The following is a 20,058-nucleotide window of genomic DNA, read 5'->3' as shown; positions in this document are numbered from 1 at the left end:
CCGAGCGGCGTTCTTCTCCGCTCATGCCAACGATCGTCATTATTGGCGTACTCGTTGCGGTGTTTGTGTTCTTTGCAAGCATTTATGCAGATGTCCTGTGGTTCACCCAGTTGGGCTTCTCCTCGGTGTTCTGGACCGAGACCCTGTCAAAGGCCGCAATTTTTGTTGTGGCCTTCCTGATCATGGGCTTCGTTATCTGGATTTCGATGCGTTTGGCTTACAAGTCCCGCCCGGTCTACGCACCGGATGGTCAGCATCATGACAATATGTCGCGCTACCAATCGCAGCTGGAGCCCATGCGCCGGCTGCTGATGATCGGTGTTCCTGTGGTCATCGGCGTTTTCGCGGCAACCGCCGTGACCTCGCAGTGGAAAGAAGTACTGCTCTTCTTCAACCAGGTTCCCTTCGGTGAAACAGATCCACAGTTCGGTATGGACCTTGGCTTCTACATCTTCACCCTGCCCTTCCTGGGGCTGCTACTTGGCTACCTCGTTTCGGTGGTTCTCATCGGTGGTATTGCCGGGCTGCTGACCCACTACCTGTACGGTGGAATTCGCGTTGAGGAACGTGGCGGCATCGTCGTGGGTAAGGCAGCACGCCTGCACATTGCTATCTTCGCAGTTGCCTTCCTCTTGCTGCAGGCGGGTAATTTCTGGCTTGATCGTTACTCGACATTGCTCTCCCAGAACGGCCGTGTTGCGGGTGCTCTATACACCGATGTGCATGCGGTGATCCCCACCAAGACGATCTTGGCTATTGCCGCGGTTCTTGTTGCAATCACCTTCATCATTACCGCGATCATTGGGCGCTGGCGCCTGCCGATCATCGGTACCGCAATGCTGTTGGTAACCGTTGTTGTTGCCGGTGGGATTTACCCCTTCATCGTTCAGCAGTATCAGGTCAAGCCGTCGGAAAAGACCATGGAACGCGAGTACATCCAAAAAAATATTGAGATGACACGCAAGGCCTACGGACTTAACAACGTTGAGGCAACTGCTTACGACGCAGAGGTTAACCCGAAGAAGGATGCGTTGGCCAAGGACAGCGCCACCACCACAAACATTCGTTTGTTGGACCCTAACCTTGTCTCAAGCGCATTCGCTCAGCTGCAACAGTTCCGTACGTACTACAAATTCGCACCAACGCTGAACGTTGACCGTTACGAAATTGACGGCAAGAGTGAAGACACCGTCATCGCGGTGCGTGAACTCAACGTTGATACAACCGATTCCTGGGTCAACCAGCACATTACCTACACCCACGGCTACGGCTTAGTTGCCGCATACGGCAACCGTGTTGCCTCCGGTGGACGCCCGGACTTCATGCTCAGCGGTATTCCAACCGATGGCGTGTTGGGCAACGATAAGACCTACGAGCCACGCATCTACTTTGGTGAGTCATCCCCGGATTACTCAATCGTTGGCGGCCCCGAGGGTTGGGAAGCTCGCGAGCTTGACCGTCCGGCCTCCGGCTCGGGCAGCCAGGATACGCGTAGCACCTTCTCCGGTGACGGTGGCCCGTCGGTTGGTAACTTCTTCAACCGTTTGGTCTACTCGCTGAAGTTTGCCTCCACGGACCTGCTGCTCTCGGATGCTATTAACGCTGAGTCGCAGATCCTTTACGATCGCAACCCCAAGCAGCGTGTACAGAAGGTTGCCCCGTACCTGACCGTTGACTCAAATGCCTACCCGGCCATTGTCGATGGGAGGGTGAAGTGGATTGTAGATGCCTACACCACCTCGAAGAACTACCCATACTCCAAACAGCAGGCATTGGAATCGGCCGTTACCGATTCACTGACCGGTGGTACCCGTGTTGCATCGTTGACCGGACAGGTCAACTACATTCGCAACTCGGTCAAGGCAACAGTTGATGCCTACGACGGTTCGGTGACCCTGTATGCCTGGGAACCGGAAGAACCACTGTTGCAGGCCTGGCAGAAGGTCTTCCCGTCAAACGTGAAGCCACTGTCGGAGATGTCTGGCGAGCTGATCAGTCACGTCCGTTACCCGGAGGACTTGTTCAAGGTTCAGCGTGAACTTTTGACCACCTACCACGTGACAAACCCGGATGGGTTCTATGACTCCAACGATGCCTGGTCGGTTCCGACTGATCCAACTCAGGCCAGCGCCAACGTCAAGCAGCCGCCGTACTACCTCTCGTTGAAGATGCCAACCCAGGACACCGAGACGTTCTCGCTGACTTCTACCTTCATTCCGCAAACAGCGGCCGGAGCCCAGCAACGAAACGTGCTCTTCGGGTTCCTTTCCGCCGAAGCTGATGCGGGTAAGGAAGCAGGCAAGAAGGCCGAAGGCTATGGCACGCTGCGCTTGCTTGAACTGCCGCGTGAAACAAGCGTTCCGGGCCCGGGTCAGGCACAGCAGAACTTTGACTCGAACACCACAGTTTCAACGACGTTGAACCTGTTGCGTCAGGGTGCCTCGCAGATCAAGAACGGCAACCTGCTCTCGCTGCCGGTAGGTGGCGGTATCCTCTACGTGCAGCCGGTATATGTCCAGTCCTCGGGCCAGACCTCTTACCCGACGCTGCGTAAGGTGCTTGTTGCCTTCGGTGACCAGGTCGGCTTTGCCGATACGCTCTCCGAGGCCCTGGACCAAGTGTTCAAGGGCTCCTCGGGTGCTGTTACCGGTGAAACTAACACCGGTGGCTCAACAGGCAGCGGCACCGATGAAGGTACCAAGCCTCCGACCTCGCAGACTGAAGAGCAAAAGCTTACCCAGGCACTGAATGATGCGAATGCAGCAATCAAGGCCGGACAGGCGGCGCTTGCCGCTGGTGACTTTGCCAAGTACGGAGCAGAGCAGGACAAGCTGCAGAAGGCGCTGGAAGCAGCAACCGATGCACAGACTGCTCTGACCGGTGAGCCAGTGGCTCCATCTGAGACGCCTGCGCCAACCGATGGCACGCAGGCACCTGCCTCCGGTGAACCAACCGAAGGTACCACTGCTCCATAGCTCCATGTGAGCAACGGCAGTGTGAGCGTTAATACAGCGTGAGGATTTGCCTATTGCTACCCCCGTCGGCGATGATTGATATATCGCCGCGGGGTGGAGCAGTTCGGTAGCTCGCCGGGCTCATAACCCGGAGGTCATAGGTTCAAATCCTATCCCCGCCACGAACGACCGGTGTCTAACCAAGAGAAATCTTGGGTAGGCACCGGTTTTTTCATGCCCAAAATTCCGGCCGCTCGTTCTGTGGTTCGGACTTTTTTATCGGCAATGGCCGGTTCCCGAATTCGTGGTGCGGTTCGACTGGATGCAGTGGATGGTGGAAGAAGATTTCTGTAGGGCCTTCATTAGTTTTCGTCAGAGGCTCGTGATGCCGCAGGGGAGTCCGTGGAATATTCTGTACTTTGCCCCCTTTTGAAGGAAAAAGATCATTTGGAGCCATGTGAGCGAGTGTCTTGGCGTGATTTTTGTGATCTGCCTATCAAAAGTGCACTTCGATTAGGTGTGCTGGCAATCCGCTGTTAGGGTTAGTACATACCGACGCGGGGTGGAGCAGTTCGGTAGCTCGCCGGGCTCATAACCCGGAGGTCACAGGTTCAAATCCTGTCCCCGCCACTAAAGAAAATACCTCTTGATTCTGAATCAGAATCAAGAGGTATTTTGTTTCAGTCGAAAGCCTCTGCCTCGGTAGCTACCCTGAAGGTATGATTCGATTTGGCCAACACGGCGCAATCCTTGGCACATTCGCGGGAGTGGGTCTTTCCGGTGTTGCGGTGCTACACGCAATATGGGCCACTGGATGCAGCTGGCCTGCAAAAGACGCACGTGAGCTCGCTCAGCACGTTACTGGGTCATACTCCATGCCATCCTCTGAGGCATCGGCTATCGTCGCCGTGGGCTCCTCCGTAGGGGCGCTGATCATGTATGGCGCCGGAGGGCAGCAGTCTTGGGCCATTAAAATGCGCAGAACCATTGGTGCTGGTTTCATGGCACGTGGAATTTGTGGGGGAGTGCTGGCAACAAAGGCCCTCAAATTGCCCGGCCCTGGCCCTCGATTCCGCGAACTAGACACAAAATTCTATAGGCCGTTGTGTCTAATGCTGGGGACAGCGGCATTAGGTGCCACACGAAAGTAGAGGGCTGTTTACGCCGTCGAGAGCAAAGCCGGGCCGGCACACCGAATCCGAGACCCTAAATTGGATCTAGGATCCGGCGTACCGGCCCCTGTCTTGCTATGAATTTATCTATAAATCAGAAGATCGCTTAGAGGCCTTCGCCGGTGGTCAGCGAGGGAGTAGCCTTGCCAGCCTTGAGTGCCGCTAGGCGTGCCTCAATCTCGGTCTGCTCACCCAGATCCTCAAGGGAGTTAAACTGGGCGTCCAGCGACGAAGAGGCAAGCTCTGCGGCACCACGGACACGGGCTTCTTCTCGACGGATCTTTTCTTCGAAGCGTCCAACCTCGCTGGAAGGATCCATGATGTCAATGCTCTTGACGGCTTCCTGAACCTGGCTCTGAGCCTGGGCGGACTTGGCACGTGCAATGAGCTCATCACGCTTGGAGACAAGTTCCTGACGCTTGGACTTCATGGCGTCCAGGCCGGTCTTGAGCTTCTCCACAATTTCACGCTGTGAGGTGATAGTTGGCTCGGAGGTCTTGGCTTCGCCTTCGGACTGCATCTGACGCTGAATGGCGACCTTGGCCAGCGAATCGAACTTGTCTGCGCTTGCTGTATCTCCGGAGCTCCGGAATTCATCGGCCTTGGATGAAGCGGCAATAGCCTTGTTGCCCCAGTCCGAGGCTGCCTTAACATCCTCGTTGTAGTCCTCTTCGATCATGCGAAGATTGCCGATGGTCTGGGCGACTGCGGTTTCAGCTTCGGCGATGTTATCCGTGTAGTCACGAACCATCTGGTCAAGCATTTTCTGCGGATCCTCTGCGGAATCCAGCATTGCATTGATGTTTGCCTTGGCTAGCTGAGCGATACGGCCGAAAATTGACTGCTTTGCCACGATGAGACCTTTCGTTGGACATTAGATGAGGTACTGCGTGTAATGCTCCAGAATTCCCACTACCGGGAATCTGGGTACTGCAATTTATGGGGGGACCGTAGAGTCCCGTTGAGTGAGCTAGAAGCTACCGCCTCCGCCACCCCCGTCGAAGCCGCCACCACCGCCAAATCCTCCGCCGTCGCCGCCTCCAAATCCACCGAAGCCGCCACCACCAAAGATGCCGCCACCACCACCGCCTCCGTGGCTACCACCACGCAAGATCGAATCGATGAGGATGCCGCCGAGGATGGCGCCGCCCAGACCGTTGTTGCCGCCTCCGCCGCCAAAACCGCCTCCGCCGCCAAAACCATTAACATCGGATTCGGCCTGGCGCGCTGCCTGATCGGCAAGTGAAGAAGCCTGTTCGGCATATGCAAGAGCTGTTGCAGGATCGGAAGAAGCGACACGAAGCGCTTCGTCGAGGTTGCGCTGGGCCTCGGCCAAACGTGTGCGAGCCGTGGCTCCAACTCCACCGCGGCGTGCGCGAATGAACTCGTCGGTGCCCTTGATCTTCATCTGGGCGGTGCGCACCGCTGCCTGCAGTTGTTCGGCAGCACGTCGGGCCCGCTCTTGCTGGTCACGGATCTGGTTCAGTTGTTCGTTGAGTGGGCCACGACCTTCGGTAACTTCTGAGATCAAAGCCCCGGGATCAATGCGCCCGGTTGCTACCTGTGCCTGGACCGCGCTGAGTGCTGATTCAAGTGCGGCAGCAGAACCTGCGAGCTCTGGGTTACTGCCGTTGGCTAGCAGTGCTCGAGCTTGGGCAAGGTCCTGCGCCGAGGAAGCAACAAGAGATTCAAGATCGGCACGCGCATTTTCAAGGTCGGTGTCGGCATGAGCCACAGCGTCCAACAAGACAGTTGCCTGGTGAAGTGAATCTTCACCGGCCCGGATTGCCACCGCTGCTTCGGAAAGTGATGCCTCGGCGATCTTGGCCTGCGCAGTATTTACGGCGGTTTGCGCAAAATCGAGTCGATCGGTGGCATCGGAGATATTTGTGGCGATCTGGTGCACGGCACCATCCGCGTAGCGGGCCGCGAGATCATTGAGCTGTGTTGTGGCGCTGCCCAAGCGTTCGCGTAGGGGGTTAATGCCCGCCGCAAGTTTGGCTACTGCCTCCGGTGCATGAGCTTCGAGTTCGCGTAACGAAGCAAACTCGGCGCTGTGTTGCTCGAGTGTTTCGCTCACGGCTTCACAACGGCGAATGATTTCGCCAAGCCAAGAGCGCTGCTCTGCCTCGGTGTCTGGAATCTCATCGTCAAGCTGCTGCTGCAACTTGAAAGAGGCCGACATATGTTCCTTGGCGGCCTCAATGTCCTGCGCGAAAGGCTTGATTGCCTCATCGCCGAATTGAGCCTGAGCAAATCCGAGTTCTTGTTCGCTAGAACGAATCGCATCATCGGCGGCAATGAGCAGACCCCCGGATTTGGTGCGAAGTTCGGGGATACTCAGCGAAGCCAACGGGTCGAGGGGTTTACCATCCGGGCCCATGGCAACCTGCGGGGTGCCACCGGCGAGCTTCTTACGTCGGGTCAGGGCCCACGCCGTTGCGCCGCCGGCTGCGACAACGCCACCGACTACCCACCAACCGACACCGGAGCCACCAGCGTCTGGTGCCTTGCCATTAGCGACATTCTGGATACCTGCCACGGCACCGAGGGCAGCACCGGACCAGTCTTTTTGGCTGAGCCGTGGGCTAATCAGCTTATTGTAGATATCAAGATCTTTGGCAACTATTTTTCCTGCATTATCTGACTTGAATCGTGCCTGACGAGTCTCGACTGCCACCGCAAGGATCGAATCGCTTGGTCCCATGCCTTTGGTGCTGCTAACTTGAGACACCCACTCATTTGCGGTGTCAGGGTTGGTGAACGTGTCAACATAAATCACGAACAGATTCTGTCCGGTTTCGGCGCGCAGCTTATTGACCGCATCGGTAACTTCCGATTTCGAACCGCCAAGCACATTTGCTTCGTCAATCACGAAGGTGCCTGGCGGAATTGTTACCGGATCGGTGGCTGAGGCCGATGGGGCAAAGATGAGTACGGACAAGATTCCTGCGGCGGCCGCCTGGGCCAACCTGCGGGGTAACAACTTCATGGCTTTCTTCACCCTTGCTCGAGTTTCGCAGAATCGGTTGACAAAGCATCAAGTGAAACCACCATCAGCGCTGTTTTCTGCTAACGGTTTTGATTCTATGGTGGTGTTGGGTGCGAGTCCACGGAAAACGCCGATCTTCGACGAATATGGCACAGAAGTGGAGACTTCTCACAGCTTTTACTCAGGTGCTGCTTTTCGCTGACACAGAAGCACCCTGCATAGTTGATACCAAGAACAGCACACCAAGCACGAACCACCCTATGGAGGGTTAGCGATGAGCGAGAACCAGTTTGAGCAGCCAGAGTCACCTCAAAACAATGAACCGGAGACAACGCCGGTACCACCGCGCCCGCTGACCCCACCGGCAGCGCAGCAAGAGAGCGAACCGGTATCCAAGGTTGATGGCGCGGTAGACCCTACTCAGGCTTTCCCACGTCATAGCAGTGTTGGGCCACAGAACACACAACTCCCGGCAGAGCCAGCTGAACAAACAATGTCAGCAACACCGCCGACGGGGACTCCATACGCAAGCGCCCCGAACGCTTACCAGCAGCCCGCTGCACATGCACCCTATGGAACCCCAACGCCCCAAGAGCATGCTTCGGCCTTCGGAGTTCCATCACCGATTGCCCCAGCGAAGCGCACGGCACCCAAGAAGTTCACCTCGGGAGTGCTGATTTTGGGTATGGTAGCCGCGGCCCTCGTTGGTGGAGCCAGCGCCGTTGCCACTACAGCAATCATGAATCCAGCCGCATCCTCGACTAATAACTCGGGTAATGGCCCGCAAAATGGCGTCGTCATCAACAACCCGAAGAATGTCACAGCAGTTACCGCAGCTGCCGCCAAGGCGAGCCCCAGCGTTGTGACAATCGATGTCAGTGGCAGTGGGCAAGCGGGCTCCGGCTCCGGAATCATTCTCGATGATCAGGGACACATCCTGACAAATACCCACGTGGTAACCCTAGGTGGAGCAACGGCAAGTCCAAAGATTGCTGTGCAGACTTCCGACGGCAAGGTTTATGACGCAACGTTGGTGGGAACCGATCCACTTTCGGATCTGGCGATCATCAAGATTGAAGCCCAAGGATTGACTCCGGCCACCCTGGGTACCTCCGGCGACCTCAACGTTGGCGACACAGCAATTGCCATTGGTGCCCCACTGGGCCTGAGTGGGACCGTCACAGACGGCATTATTTCCACAATGAACCGCACCATCTCGGTGGCTTCCTCGGCTGCTCCACAGCAGAACGATGGAACGAGTCAGGACGATAATGGAAACCAGTTCAACTTCCAGTTCCCAGGAGCCCCGCAACAGCAACCGCAGCAGTCTGCCTCGCAGGGATCGATCTACATCAACGTCATTCAAACCGATGCCGCGATCAATCACGGCAACTCCGGTGGCGCATTGGTTGATGTGAACGGCAATATTATTGGCGTGAATGTGGCCATCGCTTCCTCCGGTTCAAGTGCAAGTTCCTCGGGCGACAGCGGTTCGATTGGCGTGGGCTTCGCTATCCCGATTGACTACGCAAAGCGTATTGCTAACGACATCATTACCAATGGCTCAGCAACCCACGGAATGCTGGGAGTCACCGTCTCTGCCAAGGCGGCAAGCGTGAAAGACGGAAACTCTTCCTTCAGCGTTGGTGCACAGATCCAGTCCGTTGAACCCAAGAGCGCAGGTGAAGCTGCGGGCCTAGCCAAGGGCGATATCATCACGGGCGTTGGTGACCGCGCGATCTCCGATTCCAGCTCGTTGACTGCGGCTATCCGCGAAGTACCTGCCGGTGGCAAGATCGTTGTTCACTTCACCCGCAATGGGACTAGCCAAAGCGTTGATGTGACAGTGGGTAAGTCCACGGCCTCCTAGTACCCAAGCTACGCACGCATAAGCGTGCTAGTGACGACTTGCGAATGCGGGTTCTGCCAAGCACAGGACCCGCATTCGTGTGCGCTACGGGCGAACGCCGCTCGCGGCTAACATGTATGGGGGATGTTTTTGCCAGTTTGGTTAGGCGAGATACTTTCCATCCCTACTCCCAGCACATTTCTTGGAAAGGCAATCATGAGCCAGTCGACAGGCACACCATTGAGGATCCTTGTTCTCGTCAAACACGTGCCGGACGTGCAATTTGACCGTCACCTTGCTGGTGAACACTTGCGTATAGACCGCCAAGATTCGGTACTCTCCGAACTTGACGAGTACGCGATTGAAGCCGGACTACAACTTGCCGAATCCCGTGGCGGGGCAGCTGCCGGAAATACTGTAACTGCCCTGAGCATGGGTCCCGAAGCCGCGGTGAATGCGGTGCGCAAGGCCTTGCAGATGGGCGCCACCGAGGGTGTTCACCTCTGTGATGACGCGCTTGCCGGATCCGATGCCGGAGCCACCTCCCTGGCTTTGGCCGCAGCCGTGCGTCACCTTGCGGGCTTTGACCTGATCATCACCGGTATGTCCTCCACGGATGCTGAAACTTCTCTGGTCCCGGCACAGCTTGCCGAACGGTTGTCGCTTGCCCAACTGACCCAGATTTCACGTGTTGAGTTAGCCGCCGATTCAACAACCATCCGCGCAGTGCGCGAAACGGAACATGCCGCGCTGAACCTTGAAGCCGAGCTTCCGGTGTTGCTCTCGGTCACGGATCAGGCAAACGAACCGCGCTACCCGAACTTCAAGGGCATCATGGCTGCCAAGAAGAAAAAAGTAACGGTCTTGAACCTCAGCGATATTGGCGTGGACCCGGCGAGCGTTGGTGGCGCAGGGTCGGCAACTCAGGTGGAAGCAGCCGAGGCACGCGCGGAACGCGAAGCCGGGCGCATCATCACCGATTCGGGCAACGCCGGCATCGAATTGGTTGACTTCCTGGCCGCAGCGAAGCTCATCTAAACTTCTCAAGGGGAAAAACATGCAAAATATTCTTGTTTACATTCAGGCCCCAGGCGCGACCCCCACGAAGTCACAGTGTGAACTGCTGACCTTGGGTGCGTCCTTGGGCGAGGTACGCGTGGTTCTTGGTGCTCACGCAGATGAAGCTACCCGAGCGGTGCTGAGTTCTTGGGGCGCCACTGGTTTTTATGCAGCAGAGGCGTTGGAAGGACACATCGCTCCCGAAGCAGCATTACTGGCCGCAGCCGCCAAAGACTTCAAGGCTGCCGCGGTGCTGTTGCCCAATGATAGTGCCGGGCGTGAAGTCGCTGCTCGTGCCGCCATCAAATTGGATGCCGGTGTAATCACCGATGCCATTGGCGTAGAGCAGGATCTTACTGTCACCAAGAGTGTGCTTGCCGGCAGCTACACCGTACGTGTGAAGGCTACTCGTGGGCCGTTATTGGTTACGGTGAAGCCCAACAGTGTAGAACTACCTTCCGAGGCTCCCGCAACGATCTCCGCTGCTGCTTTGAGCACACTGGACCTGGGAGAAGTAGGACCGATGGCTGTTATTACCGGTGTTTCGGAACGGGCATCTTCTGGCCGACCGGACCTTTCCGAAGCCCGCTTTGTTGTCGCTGGTGGCCGCGGCGTTGATGGTGACTTTGGGCCTGTTGAAGAGCTTGCCGATGCACTGGGCGCTGCAGTTGGTGCCTCGCGTGCAGCAACGGATGCCGGATGGATAGACCACGGTGCACAGATTGGGCAGACCGGTAAGACCGTCTCCCCGCAACTGTATATCTCGGCAGGTATTTCCGGTGCCATCCAGCAAAAGGCTGGCATGCAGACCTCTACTTATATTGTTGCCGTGAACTCTGACCCGGATGCTCCGGTTTTTGAGATTGCTGATCTTGGCATCGTTGGAGATCTCACCCGGGTGCTGCCCCAAGCTGCGGCAGAAATTCGTAGGCGTAAGGGCTAAATCATGGCAATCTTTGATCCGTTGGTGCACAAGGTAGAACGAGTACTTTGTTTTGGAGCGCACCCAGATGACCTAGATTTTGGTGCGTCGGGTACCGTTGCCGCGTGGACAGCCGCCGGGGTTCACGTCGAATATTGCATCATGACCGATGGCGATGCCGGTGGCTTTGATGTACGCAGTACACAGGAAATTACCGAGACTCGGCATGCCGAACAGCGTGCCGCGGCAGCCCTAGTTGGAGTCGAAAACGTCCACTTTATGGGTGAACGTGATGGTTTCTTGGAACCAAGCCATGCGGTAATGAAACAAGTGGTTGAGCTAATCCGCAAGGTTCGCCCCCAGGTGGTACTGGCCATGCACCCGGAACGAAACTGGGAACGCATCCAACGTTCGCATCCGGATCATCTAGCCTGCGGGGAAGCCGTCACGCGTGCGGTCTACCCGGCAGTGGAAAACCCCTTTGCTTATCCAGAGCTTGAGGCCGCCGGATTACCTGCTTATAAGCTTCCGTGGCTTTGGTTGTACGGGGCACCGACCGAACGCGAAAATCATGCGGTAGATATTTCCTCGGTGTTTGAACTCAAGCTTGAGGCACTACGTCAGCATATGAGTCAGCATCCAGATGTTGCGGCAATGGAACGATACGTGCGTACCGCATGTGAGCAGAAAGCCGAAGAATACACGATGGAGTCCGGGGCGCTTGCCGAGGCATTCCATGTTGTAGCCGTCAACGCAGCGGATACCATCGCAGGCTTCTAGACAGCTTAAAGTTTGGTTACTAAAACAAAAATGGCAATGCCCCAAACCACTTCGAAGTGATTTGGGGCATTGCCATAAGATGCAGTAAGTAGCTGCTAGTTACTTGCCGCTGTATCCATGATGATCAATGGTTCCGAGGAAGGTGTAGTGCTTCCATCGGAGGGCTCGAGGCTGATCAATACCGATGCAACCGATGCAATATCGTTGAATCCTGCGGTGCCGCTCTCGGACCCGGCATCCAACGTCTTGAGTAGCGTGGGACGGTCGGTATCTGCGGCAATGAGCCAGATGGTGTAGCGCTCGGTCGGATCGATGGCTGGAAGCTGTGTCAACGCGACCGACCCGGCATCGGCCTTAGCCGAGGTGGAAAGTACCGCGTGTCCACCACCTTCCAGATCAGCTTGAACTACTGCCTTGTCCTTGGCTCCGTCGACCTTTGAAACATAGTTTTTGGGTACAAGATTTGCCACGAGGATGATGATACCGATCAGGATGATTGCCAACGCAGCAACGCCAAGGACCCATTTTTTGACGGGTTTGCGGGTGCTCTCGGCATCCAGGGAGACCTGATCCACGAGATCCATTCCGAGGTTTTCATCGTTCTCGTCGCCACGATACTCGGGGTAAGCAGGATCGGTGCCGCTCATAATTTGCCATCCTTGTGAGTGAATTTTATGGGGCCTTGGTCCGGCCACCAGTAAGCATAAGGGAAAAGCCTATGCGTAAAGTGTGTGTCAATTGAGCAACACCTTGAAGTGGGGGTGTTCTCGAACGAAATTATTTGTTGCTGGAGACAGCAAATCCGTGTTGACGCCATGCTTCGTAGATGGCGATGGATGCCGAATTTGCAAGATTCAGTGATCGTCTGGCTTCCAACATGGGAAGCCGCACGGTTGAGGTGATGTGTTCATCGACCTTGAGGGCTGCTGGAAGCCCCACGGATTCTGGCCCAAAAAGTAGTACGTCGCCCGGCTGATACTCGATCTCGGTGTAGAGGGAGTCGCCTTCCGAGGTGAAAGCAAAGACACGTGCCGGTGCCAGTGCTTCCCATGCGGCTTCAATATTCTTATGTACGGTGACGACCGCTAGATCATGATAATCGAGTCCGGCGCGGCGCAGTTTTGAATCTTCAAAGTCGAATCCTAGCGGCTCAACTAGGTGTAATTCGGCCCCGGTGACAGCCGCAAGACGAATTGCGTTACCTGTATTGCCGGGAATTTCTGGGGTGTAGAAGAGGATGCGGAACACTGCCTTGATCCTTTGGTCGTAGCGAGCTGTAGTGAATCTTGGGGGCAAACCCCCTTATTAGTACATGCCGCCAAGCAGGCGGGCAAGGATGGAACGGTCAACAACATTGGGAGTGGGGCCGGTGCCGAGGAACATTTTGAGTTCTCGCACTAGATTTCCGGGGTTGACAACATTTGAGGTGCTGTTGGGGTTTGGTTCCCCGCCGCGGGCGTAATCAATGACCGGCTCGTGGAGGTTGCCATCGGGAGAGTGGATAACGGTCCAGCCTGTGACATTGAGTTCGGGGAAAAGTCCCTGCATTTGGTGCACCACGGGGGAGATACGCGGAGGATCAATGTGCTTACCATCACGGAATAAAGATGCACCGTCCCACCTGTAAACACCCTTGGGCAGCAACATAGAATGCACGATTGCCAGCCTGTAACCACCCAAAATTGCGTGATCAATGTACGCGCCACCGCCCGGTGCATGCAGCCCGTTGATAAGTCGTGTTGAGGGCAGCGTAGAAAGCAGTTGACGAGAAAGTAGCTGTACCGTGCGTGCTTCTCGCGCCAAACGAGCCTGGGCACCGAAAATTCCACGTTTACGTGGGGCGCCATGGATCTGCTGGATCGATTTGGCTCTATCCAATGGAGTATCAGGTGATTCGAGTAGTGTCGGCACAAAAACTGTGGCATCGGTTGCCGAAGAACGCGGGGCCTGTGAATCAAACCGCATTGACGCGTTCGTTGGCCGGCTTGAAGTGTGTGCCGATGAGGCAGGTGCCTTGCCACGTAAATAACTTGATTCGGTGCCGTAGCTGCGGTCATAGCGGTCACGCGACGCGCGATCTATCAGCGTTTCGTATGCGAGGGTTACCTCACCGAATGCCTCTGCATTGCCGCCGTGGTCCGGGTGGGTGAGCCGGGCCGCCTTGCGGTAAGCGGTCTTGATTTCGGTGATGCTGGCGGTACGCGGGATCCCGAGGACTTCGTAATGGGTTCGACGCTGGGCCACTAGGTGAAGACCTTTCGCTGATGATGTAGGGGAGATGCAAGATGGCATTTATGCCGCTGCGGATGCTCGGTGCATAAAAATGCTCAGGAACAAGCTTATAAAAATCCTACCGGGTGCGCTTGGGTTCGGCAGAACTTGGATCCTTGGTGCCGCTTCTGCAAAGCTGGGGTGCATGGAAGCCAATCCAAATTTCGTGTCAATCGCTCGTGCAGATTCCCAAGCAGGTCTGATTCTGAAGGCAGTTGCCGGGATTGTATTGCTCACTGGGGTGTTGATGGCTGGTGTCGCTGGTGCTGAGTCTATTGGCCAAACATTGTTGATCTTGGGTATCAATCTTGTTGTTGCATTAGGCATTTTCTTACTCCCCAAGACTTTCATTACACGCAGTGAGATCACTGAGACTCAAATCCGGATCGAAACCATGAAGATCTTCAGGGCAACTTTGCCTACGGCAGGGGTCTTGCGAGCATTCTCTGATCCGGGGTTGTTCACCGGAGGGTACGGCCTGCGCAGCGTCGGCAGGGGGCACCGTGCATATATTAGTGGTGGTGAACAGGTAACGATCGAAATGCACGACGGTCGGATTTTTACTCTCAGCGTTGAATCTGCGGATAAATTCCTGGCAGAATTAGCACACGTACGTGCCGTACACGAGGGTTTGTCGTCCGAACTAAAATAACGCGGGGCACCAGCGGGCTGCGTAGTTCCCACCGCGCCGCGCGTCTACGGCTCAAATACCGTACTAACCAAGCCGGCTACTTGCTGTGTTAATAAGTGCCGCGACGGTATTCGGCTATGAGATTTCCATCTTCTTCTAGCAATGAGTGCAATCGCATACGTCGAAGAGGTGCTTGGGTGCTCCCCGAACTGATCCTGCGCGCGGTACCACCGGCAACCAGCGGCGAAATGGTTAGGCATAAACTGTCGATGGCTCCGGACTCATGGAAAGCACCTAGAAGTTGTGGCCCACCCTCGGCATGAATCATCGTGTGCCCGCGTTGGGCCAAGACTTCCTGGACCCATTGGGGGTCTACCAACCCTGTGGGATCCGGGCAACGTAAGACCTCAGCTACCTCACTGAACGCTTTTTCCCGCTGCACATCAGCATGTGCGGACGTGAGGATGAGAATTTCACCGGGATTTTGGGTGAAAAGTTCGGAGCCCGGGTCCAGATCAAGCCGACCCGAAACAATTCCCAATACCGGGTGTTCGGTCATGGAATGTGCAAGGCGCCATGCCTTTGAGGGGGCATCGAGCAATTCGCCCTCATACCCTTCGGCCCGGATGGTTCCGGCCCCTACCAGAATCACATCGGCAAGCCTACGCAACAGCGCAAAAACCCGGTGATCGGCGCTTGAACCCAAGGCACCCGAGAGACCGGAGTGGGTCGCCGCACCATCAATTGTTGAAACAAAATTAAACCGCACGAACGAACGCTCATGGGTGGGAGCCCTATACGATTCCAAAAGTTCATTATCGGTAGTGCTTGGCTTGAACTCGGGGTAGATGCGTTGCATTAGGACTCAACATTCATCACTGGTGTTGGTACTGGTTCGGGGGATGCAATCAAACGTTCGGGATGAGCTGGAGCATTTACGTCTCCCATATTGTGTTTCAAATAGGCTGGCTTCCGCCAACCCATGGCTGCTTCAAGCATGCCGATTGCATGAGCCGATTCGGTGATGTTATGCATCCGGATGATGCGGGCCCCGTTCATAATGCACATGGCGGCGGCTGCCAAAGACCCCGCCGTGCGCTCGCTTTTGGGTATATCGAGTGTTTCCCCGATGAAGTCCTTGTTAGAAACCGCTGCCAAGGTTGGGTAGCCAAGGGAAGCAAAAGATTCAAAGCCCGCTGTCATGGCCAGAGTATGCAGGGTGTTTTTATTAAGATCATGGCCCGGATCGACAATGAGTTTCTCATCTTTGATGCCCAGAGATAGCGCGAGCTCAACCTTGCTACGCAAATAATCTCTCACCTCGGCTACAACATCGTCATAGTGTGGGCGCGGATAGATAGTTCGGGGGCTTGCCAAGGAATGAGTCAGCACCAAATGCACTCCGGCGTCGGCAACTACCCTGCCCAGCCGCGGGTCGCTGATTCCGGTGGTGTCGTTGATGACATCGGCCCCTGCCTCAATAGCAGCGGCAGCAACCTCGGGTAGGAAAGTATCGGCCGAAATAATGACATCCGATTGTGCCCGCACTGCCTTGATCACCGGCACAACTCGTTGAGCTTCTTCCTGCCAGCTCAACGCGGGCCCGGGGGAGAAAGGAACACCCCCAATATCGATCCAGTCCGCACCCGCATCGATGGCAGAAATCGCTGCATCGACCGCTGCCTTGAGTGAGAAAGTAGCCCCGCCATCATAAAAACTATCGGGGGTGCGGTTAATGATTGCCATCAGTGCTACCTCCGATGAAAAGTCGATGGTTCGATGCCCAAAATGATGGATGGGATTTCGTAATGGTGGAAGGTACATACTCATAAGTTTTCGTTTCTCCCGGCTAGCTCCTTCAATCATTCATATCAGGTCGATTGGGGGAATACGCAGGCTCAACGGTTAGAAAATGCCGAGCGGACCAATAGTCGAATGAGGTTCGGAGAGAAAATCATAGATACCCTAATGCCATGACATTGAACTTTGTGGACCCCTCGGTAGGCACCTGGATCGTAGCTGCACTTGAAGCGCAGGGGCAGCAAGATGATGTTGCAGATCTTGCTGCAGGGCAGATACCTAGCGGCTACGAAGCCTACGCCCGAGTTTTCCACCCGGCCCTAGGACTCGATGGAGAAGCCGTGCGTTGGGGAAAGATCGCCAAGAAACGCGGCACCACCATGCACGGCGCGGCACAGTTCACACCCATCTCTGGGATCAGCGAAGAAGGCATCGCACTGCTTGACGATGCGTGGGATGGTGAAGCCCCCGGCGGGGACGGACTGCCGGCGGCACAGCTCACAGCCATGGCTCCACTGCTGGCAGCGAATACTCAAACCCCGGAGGAAATCTTCTTGGGACTGTGGAATGGTCTGGCCTTCATCCATGGAGGGGATCAGATCGAGGTGCTCATTGATCAAGACTCGGAACTAAGCGAAGAAGAAAATGCTGCGCGTCAGGCAGCTGCCAAGGCCGAAGCAAAACGCCCAGCATTCTCCGATCGGGTACGTAACGGCCCAACCCTGCACATGGGCTCCGGCTACCGCTCCTACTACATCTTCCAAGGCACTGCCGAAGACTTGGCAAGTCCACTCTGGGCTCGAACCTCGGAAGGGGAGCAACGCCAGGCACCCAATCTTGCCTGGCCACACGACCGCGCCTGGATTCTGTCGACCGAACTCTATGAGGACTCAAGCATCATTGCCGGCTCACGAGCGCTGATCGATGCGCTGATCGGCTGCCCGGGTCTTGAAGCTTATGAGGTACGGATCGATACTCGGCTGGATCTTGCAGGGGACAACATCAATCCGATGCCCGAAGAGATTCTTGTGGACGATGATGATCACGGCCTAGGGGACATCCACGACGGAGAATTCACCAACTAGCTTCAAAGTGCATAAGGGGGGGAGTGCCACCGAGATATTGAACAGTCACACAGCGATAAATTCGTTGTGAGCAACACCTCTGCCGGTGAACCGGTAGCTGACGGTAGAATTGATCGGTGCGCACCACACCCGTTTACCTTGACCATGCAGCAACCACCCCCATGGAACCGGCTGCCCTAGCGGCAATGACCCATGAGCTGGCACAAACCGGCAATCCTTCTTCCCTTCATGGGGCAGGCCGCCGAGCCCACCGCGTCATGGAAGAATCCCGAGAGCAACTTGCCGCAGCTGCCGGCGCCCACGCCTCCGAGGTCATCTTCACTTCTGGTGGTACCGAATCGGACAACCTTGCGATCAAGGGGCTGTTCTGGAACCGATGTGCCATCAAGGCCTCACGTAACCGCATTCTGGCATCCGTCATCGAACACCACGCGGTGCTAGATACCGTCGAATGGCTCGAAACCCATGAAGGTGCCGAGGTCACCTGGCTGCCGGTAGACACCCACGGCGTCATCGACTTAGAAGTTCTTGGAACCGAGATCGCCAAGGACCCAGAATCGATTGCGCTGATCACCTGCATGTGGGCCAACAATGAGGTGGGCAGCGTGCAACCCATCGACAAGGTGGTAGCGCTCGCCGAACCCCACGGTATTCCCGTGCATTCCGATGCGGTCCAGGCCTTTAGTGCCCTGCCAATATCTTTTGCCGATTCCGGATTAGCAACTATGGCGGTGTCCGGACACAAAATTGGTGGCCCGGTAGGAATCGGTGCGCTTTTTGTGCGCCGTGACGTGGTGCTCACCCCGGTGCAACACGGTGGAGGGCATGAACGCGCATTACGCTCTGGAACCCTCAATGCCGCCTCCGCAGCGGGTTTTGCCGCGGCGGCCACCGCGGCGGCAAACGGTCTTGCCGAAGAATCGACGCGTCTTTCCACGCTCCGGGACGCGCTGATTTCCGGGGTTCAAAACATGATCCCCGAGGCAGTGTTCAACGGAACCGCAGACCCGGCACACAGCGGCACGCGGCTTCCGGGCAACGCACACTTCACCTTCCCGGGCTGCGAGGGGGATTCGCTACTCTTCGTGCTGGACATGCTCGGTGTACATTCCTCCACCGGTTCGGCCTGCACGGCCGGGGTTCCACGTCCTAGCCATGTTTTATTGGCCATGGGCAGGGATGAAGAAACGGCACGTGGTGCACAACGCTTCACCCTCGGGCATACAACCACACAACTCGATGTTGATACCTTGGTGGCAGCATTGCCCGAGGCCTACGCACGAGCGAAAAAGGCCGGCATGGCCGCACAAGTTAGCAGTATTCAAACAGCAGGGACAGGGTTTACACGATGAAGGTTTTGGCAGCAATGAGCGGCGGCGTTGACTCGGCCGTTGCGGCGGCACGCGCCGTTGAAGCGGGCCACGAGGTCGTCGGCGTACACCTTGCACTATCCCGGATGCCCGGAACCCTGCGCACCGGCTCACGCGGCTGCTGCACCGTGGAGGACTCAAACGACGCCTGGCGCGCTTGTGACAAGCTCGGCATCCCGTACTACGTCTGGGACTTCTCCGAGCGCTTCAAGGAGGACGTGGTTGATGACTTCATCTCCGAGTATGAGGCCGGGCGCACCCCGAACCCCTGCATGCGCTGCAACGAACGCATCAAGTTCGCCGCGCTACTGGAAAAGGCAATTGCCCTAGGCTTTGACGCGGTGTGCACCGGGCACTATGCAAAGCTCGTGCGCGATACGGAAGGCAACCCGGAGCTGCACCGTGCCGCCGACTGGGCCAAGGACCAGTCCTATGTTTTGGGCGTGCTGACCCACGAACAGCTCGAGCACTGCATCTTCCCGCTGGCAGACACCCCGTCCAAGGCCGAGGTGCGTGCCGAGGCCGAGGCCCGCGGGCTCTCGGTGGCCAATAAGCCAGATAGCCACGACATCTGCTTCATCCCCGACGGGGACACCCGCGGCTGGCTGGCCGAACGCATCGACATGACCCCCGGGGCCATCGTTGACCAGGAGGGCAAGCCGCTGGGCGAGCACGAGGGCGCGCACGCCTTCACCGTCGGGCAGCGCAAGGGCCTGAAACTGGGCACCCCGGCCGCCGATGGCAAGCCGCGCTTCGTGCTGGAAATTCGCCCGAAGGAAAACAAGGTCATCGTTGGCCCCGAGGCACTGCTGGCCGTCGATGAGCTGCGCGGCATCCGGATCTCCTGGGCAGGGCTGCCCATCTCTGATGCCGAGGCCGGCATCGAATTTGATTGCATGGTTCAGGTCCGCGCGCACGGGGATCCTGTTGATGCTCGTGCTCGTGTCGAAGCGCAGGAAGACGGCAGCAACGTTTTGGTTGCCACGCTCATCGAACCCATGCGCGGTGTTGCCCCGGGGCAGACCATGGTTGTGTACCAGGGCACCCGCGTGCTGGGGCAGGCCACCATTGATTCGGCACGTTCAACAGCCTGGGATCCATCACTGGTTTCCTAGATTCCCAAGGGTATTTTCTGTACGCAGACCAGCTGCGAAAAGGTCTGGCCCAGAGAAG

The 20,058-nt window shown here is 56.7% G+C and carries 17 protein-coding genes and 2 tRNA genes; 12 read left to right on the top strand and 7 right to left on the bottom strand.

Annotated elements, in window-relative coordinates; all coding sequences use genetic code 11:
- Nucleotides 1–23: 23 nt before the first annotated feature.
- The 4 genes from CQ018_RS01115 (at nucleotide 24) to CQ018_RS01100 (ending at nucleotide 4,105) form a co-directional block, all read left to right on the top strand.
- Nucleotides 24–2,975 (top strand): UPF0182 family protein, encoded by a 2,952-nt coding sequence (locus tag CQ018_RS01115; protein ID WP_105548138.1) that lies wholly within the window; start codon nucleotides 24–26, stop codon nucleotides 2,973–2,975.
- A gap of 87 nt (nucleotides 2,976–3,062) precedes the next feature.
- Nucleotides 3,063–3,136 (top strand) — tRNA-Met (locus CQ018_RS01110).
- 374 nt (nucleotides 3,137–3,510) lie between these two features.
- Nucleotides 3,511–3,584 (top strand) — tRNA-Met (locus tag CQ018_RS01105).
- A gap of 89 nt (nucleotides 3,585–3,673) precedes the next feature.
- A complete protein-coding gene (locus CQ018_RS01100; protein ID WP_105548137.1) occupies nucleotides 3,674–4,105 on the top strand; it encodes a DUF3995 domain-containing protein in 432 nt (143 codons plus the stop codon).
- Between the two features lie 127 nt (nucleotides 4,106–4,232).
- On the opposite strand, the gene CQ018_RS01095 is transcribed toward CQ018_RS01100, so the two are convergent.
- Together CQ018_RS01095 and CQ018_RS01090 are read right to left on the bottom strand one after the other, a co-directional pair.
- Nucleotides 4,233–4,979: a PspA/IM30 family protein gene (locus CQ018_RS01095; RefSeq protein ID WP_105548136.1), complete on the bottom strand. Its 747-nt coding sequence runs from the start codon at nucleotides 4,977–4,979 to the stop codon at nucleotides 4,233–4,235.
- A 117-nt stretch (nucleotides 4,980–5,096) separates the two neighbouring features.
- Nucleotides 5,097–7,118 (bottom strand): TPM domain-containing protein, encoded by a 2,022-nt coding sequence (locus tag CQ018_RS01090; protein ID WP_105548135.1) that lies wholly within the window; start codon nucleotides 7,116–7,118, stop codon nucleotides 5,097–5,099.
- Between the two features lie 274 nt (nucleotides 7,119–7,392).
- Here CQ018_RS01090 and CQ018_RS01085 point away from each other — a divergent pair, with 274 nt between their 5' ends.
- From CQ018_RS01085 to CQ018_RS01070, 4 genes are all read left to right on the top strand, one after another.
- Entirely contained in the window at nucleotides 7,393–8,988 is a 1,596-nt protein-coding gene (locus CQ018_RS01085) for a S1C family serine protease (RefSeq protein ID WP_105548134.1), read from the top strand.
- A gap of 195 nt (nucleotides 8,989–9,183) precedes the next feature.
- Entirely contained in the window at nucleotides 9,184–10,005 is an 822-nt protein-coding gene (locus CQ018_RS01080) for an electron transfer flavoprotein subunit beta/FixA family protein (protein WP_181149678.1), read from the top strand.
- A 19-nt stretch (nucleotides 10,006–10,024) separates the two neighbouring features.
- A complete protein-coding gene (locus CQ018_RS01075; RefSeq protein WP_105548133.1) occupies nucleotides 10,025–10,969 on the top strand; it encodes an electron transfer flavoprotein subunit alpha/FixB family protein in 945 nt (314 codons plus the stop codon).
- Between the two features lie 3 nt (nucleotides 10,970–10,972).
- Nucleotides 10,973–11,728, top strand: a complete 756-nt coding sequence (locus tag CQ018_RS01070; RefSeq protein WP_105548132.1) for a PIG-L deacetylase family protein — start codon at nucleotides 10,973–10,975, stop codon at nucleotides 11,726–11,728.
- Nucleotides 11,729–11,823: 95 nt separating this feature from the next.
- On the opposite strand, the gene CQ018_RS01065 is transcribed toward CQ018_RS01070, so the two are convergent.
- The 3 genes from CQ018_RS01065 to CQ018_RS01055 form a co-directional block, all read right to left on the bottom strand.
- Nucleotides 11,824–12,375, bottom strand: a complete 552-nt coding sequence (locus tag CQ018_RS01065; RefSeq protein ID WP_105548131.1) for an anti-sigma factor — start codon at nucleotides 12,373–12,375, stop codon at nucleotides 11,824–11,826.
- Between the two features lie 130 nt (nucleotides 12,376–12,505).
- Complete coding sequence (locus CQ018_RS01060) at nucleotides 12,506–12,976, bottom strand: tRNA (cytidine(34)-2'-O)-methyltransferase (protein WP_105548130.1); 471 nt, start codon at nucleotides 12,974–12,976, stop codon at nucleotides 12,506–12,508.
- A 57-nt stretch (nucleotides 12,977–13,033) separates the two neighbouring features.
- Nucleotides 13,034–13,972 carry a J domain-containing protein gene (locus CQ018_RS01055; RefSeq protein ID WP_258142353.1) on the bottom strand — a complete coding sequence of 313 codons (939 nt, stop codon included), beginning with the start codon at nucleotides 13,970–13,972 and terminating at the stop codon, nucleotides 13,034–13,036.
- A 34-nt stretch (nucleotides 13,973–14,006) separates the two neighbouring features.
- Between CQ018_RS01055 and CQ018_RS01050 the strand changes: the two genes are divergently transcribed.
- On the top strand, nucleotides 14,007–14,651 hold the full coding sequence (locus CQ018_RS01050) for a hypothetical protein (RefSeq protein WP_105548128.1): 645 nt from the start codon (nucleotides 14,007–14,009) through the stop codon (nucleotides 14,649–14,651).
- Nucleotides 14,652–14,739: 88 nt separating this feature from the next.
- Here the strand turns inward: CQ018_RS01050 and CQ018_RS01045 are convergent, their stop codons facing one another.
- Together CQ018_RS01045 and folP are read right to left on the bottom strand one after the other, a co-directional pair.
- Nucleotides 14,740–15,489: a pyrimidine reductase family protein gene (locus CQ018_RS01045; RefSeq protein ID WP_105548127.1), complete on the bottom strand. Its 750-nt coding sequence runs from the start codon at nucleotides 15,487–15,489 to the stop codon at nucleotides 14,740–14,742.
- The gene (folP, locus tag CQ018_RS01040) at nucleotides 15,489–16,460 is read right to left on the bottom strand and encodes a dihydropteroate synthase (RefSeq protein WP_105548126.1); all 972 of its coding nucleotides are present in this window, start codon (nucleotides 16,458–16,460) and stop codon (nucleotides 15,489–15,491) included. Before folP ends, CQ018_RS01045 begins: the two co-directional genes overlap by 1 nt.
- Before the next feature lie 143 nt (nucleotides 16,461–16,603).
- On the opposite strand from folP, the gene CQ018_RS01035 reads away from it, so the two are divergent.
- The 3 genes from CQ018_RS01035 to mnmA all read left to right on the top strand — a co-directional run bounded on the left by CQ018_RS01035 (nucleotide 16,604) and on the right by mnmA (nucleotide 20,000).
- Entirely contained in the window at nucleotides 16,604–17,515 is a 912-nt protein-coding gene (locus CQ018_RS01035; RefSeq protein ID WP_105548125.1) for a hypothetical protein, read from the top strand.
- 116 nt (nucleotides 17,516–17,631) lie between these two features.
- Nucleotides 17,632–18,867, top strand: a complete 1,236-nt coding sequence (locus CQ018_RS01030) for a cysteine desulfurase family protein (protein ID WP_105548124.1) — start codon at nucleotides 17,632–17,634, stop codon at nucleotides 18,865–18,867.
- On the top strand, nucleotides 18,864–20,000 hold the full coding sequence (mnmA, locus tag CQ018_RS01025) for a tRNA 2-thiouridine(34) synthase MnmA (protein WP_105548123.1): 1,137 nt from the start codon (nucleotides 18,864–18,866) through the stop codon (nucleotides 19,998–20,000). Before CQ018_RS01030 ends, mnmA begins: the two co-directional genes overlap by 4 nt.
- Nucleotides 20,001–20,058: the final 58 nt, after the last annotated feature.

This window comes from Arthrobacter sp. MYb227 (assembly GCF_002975435.1).
Taxonomy (GTDB): Bacteria; Actinomycetota; Actinomycetes; order Actinomycetales; family Micrococcaceae; genus Paeniglutamicibacter.
The sequence above is the reverse complement of the archived record's forward strand: the minus strand, read 5'-3'. Positions and strand labels throughout refer to the sequence as shown.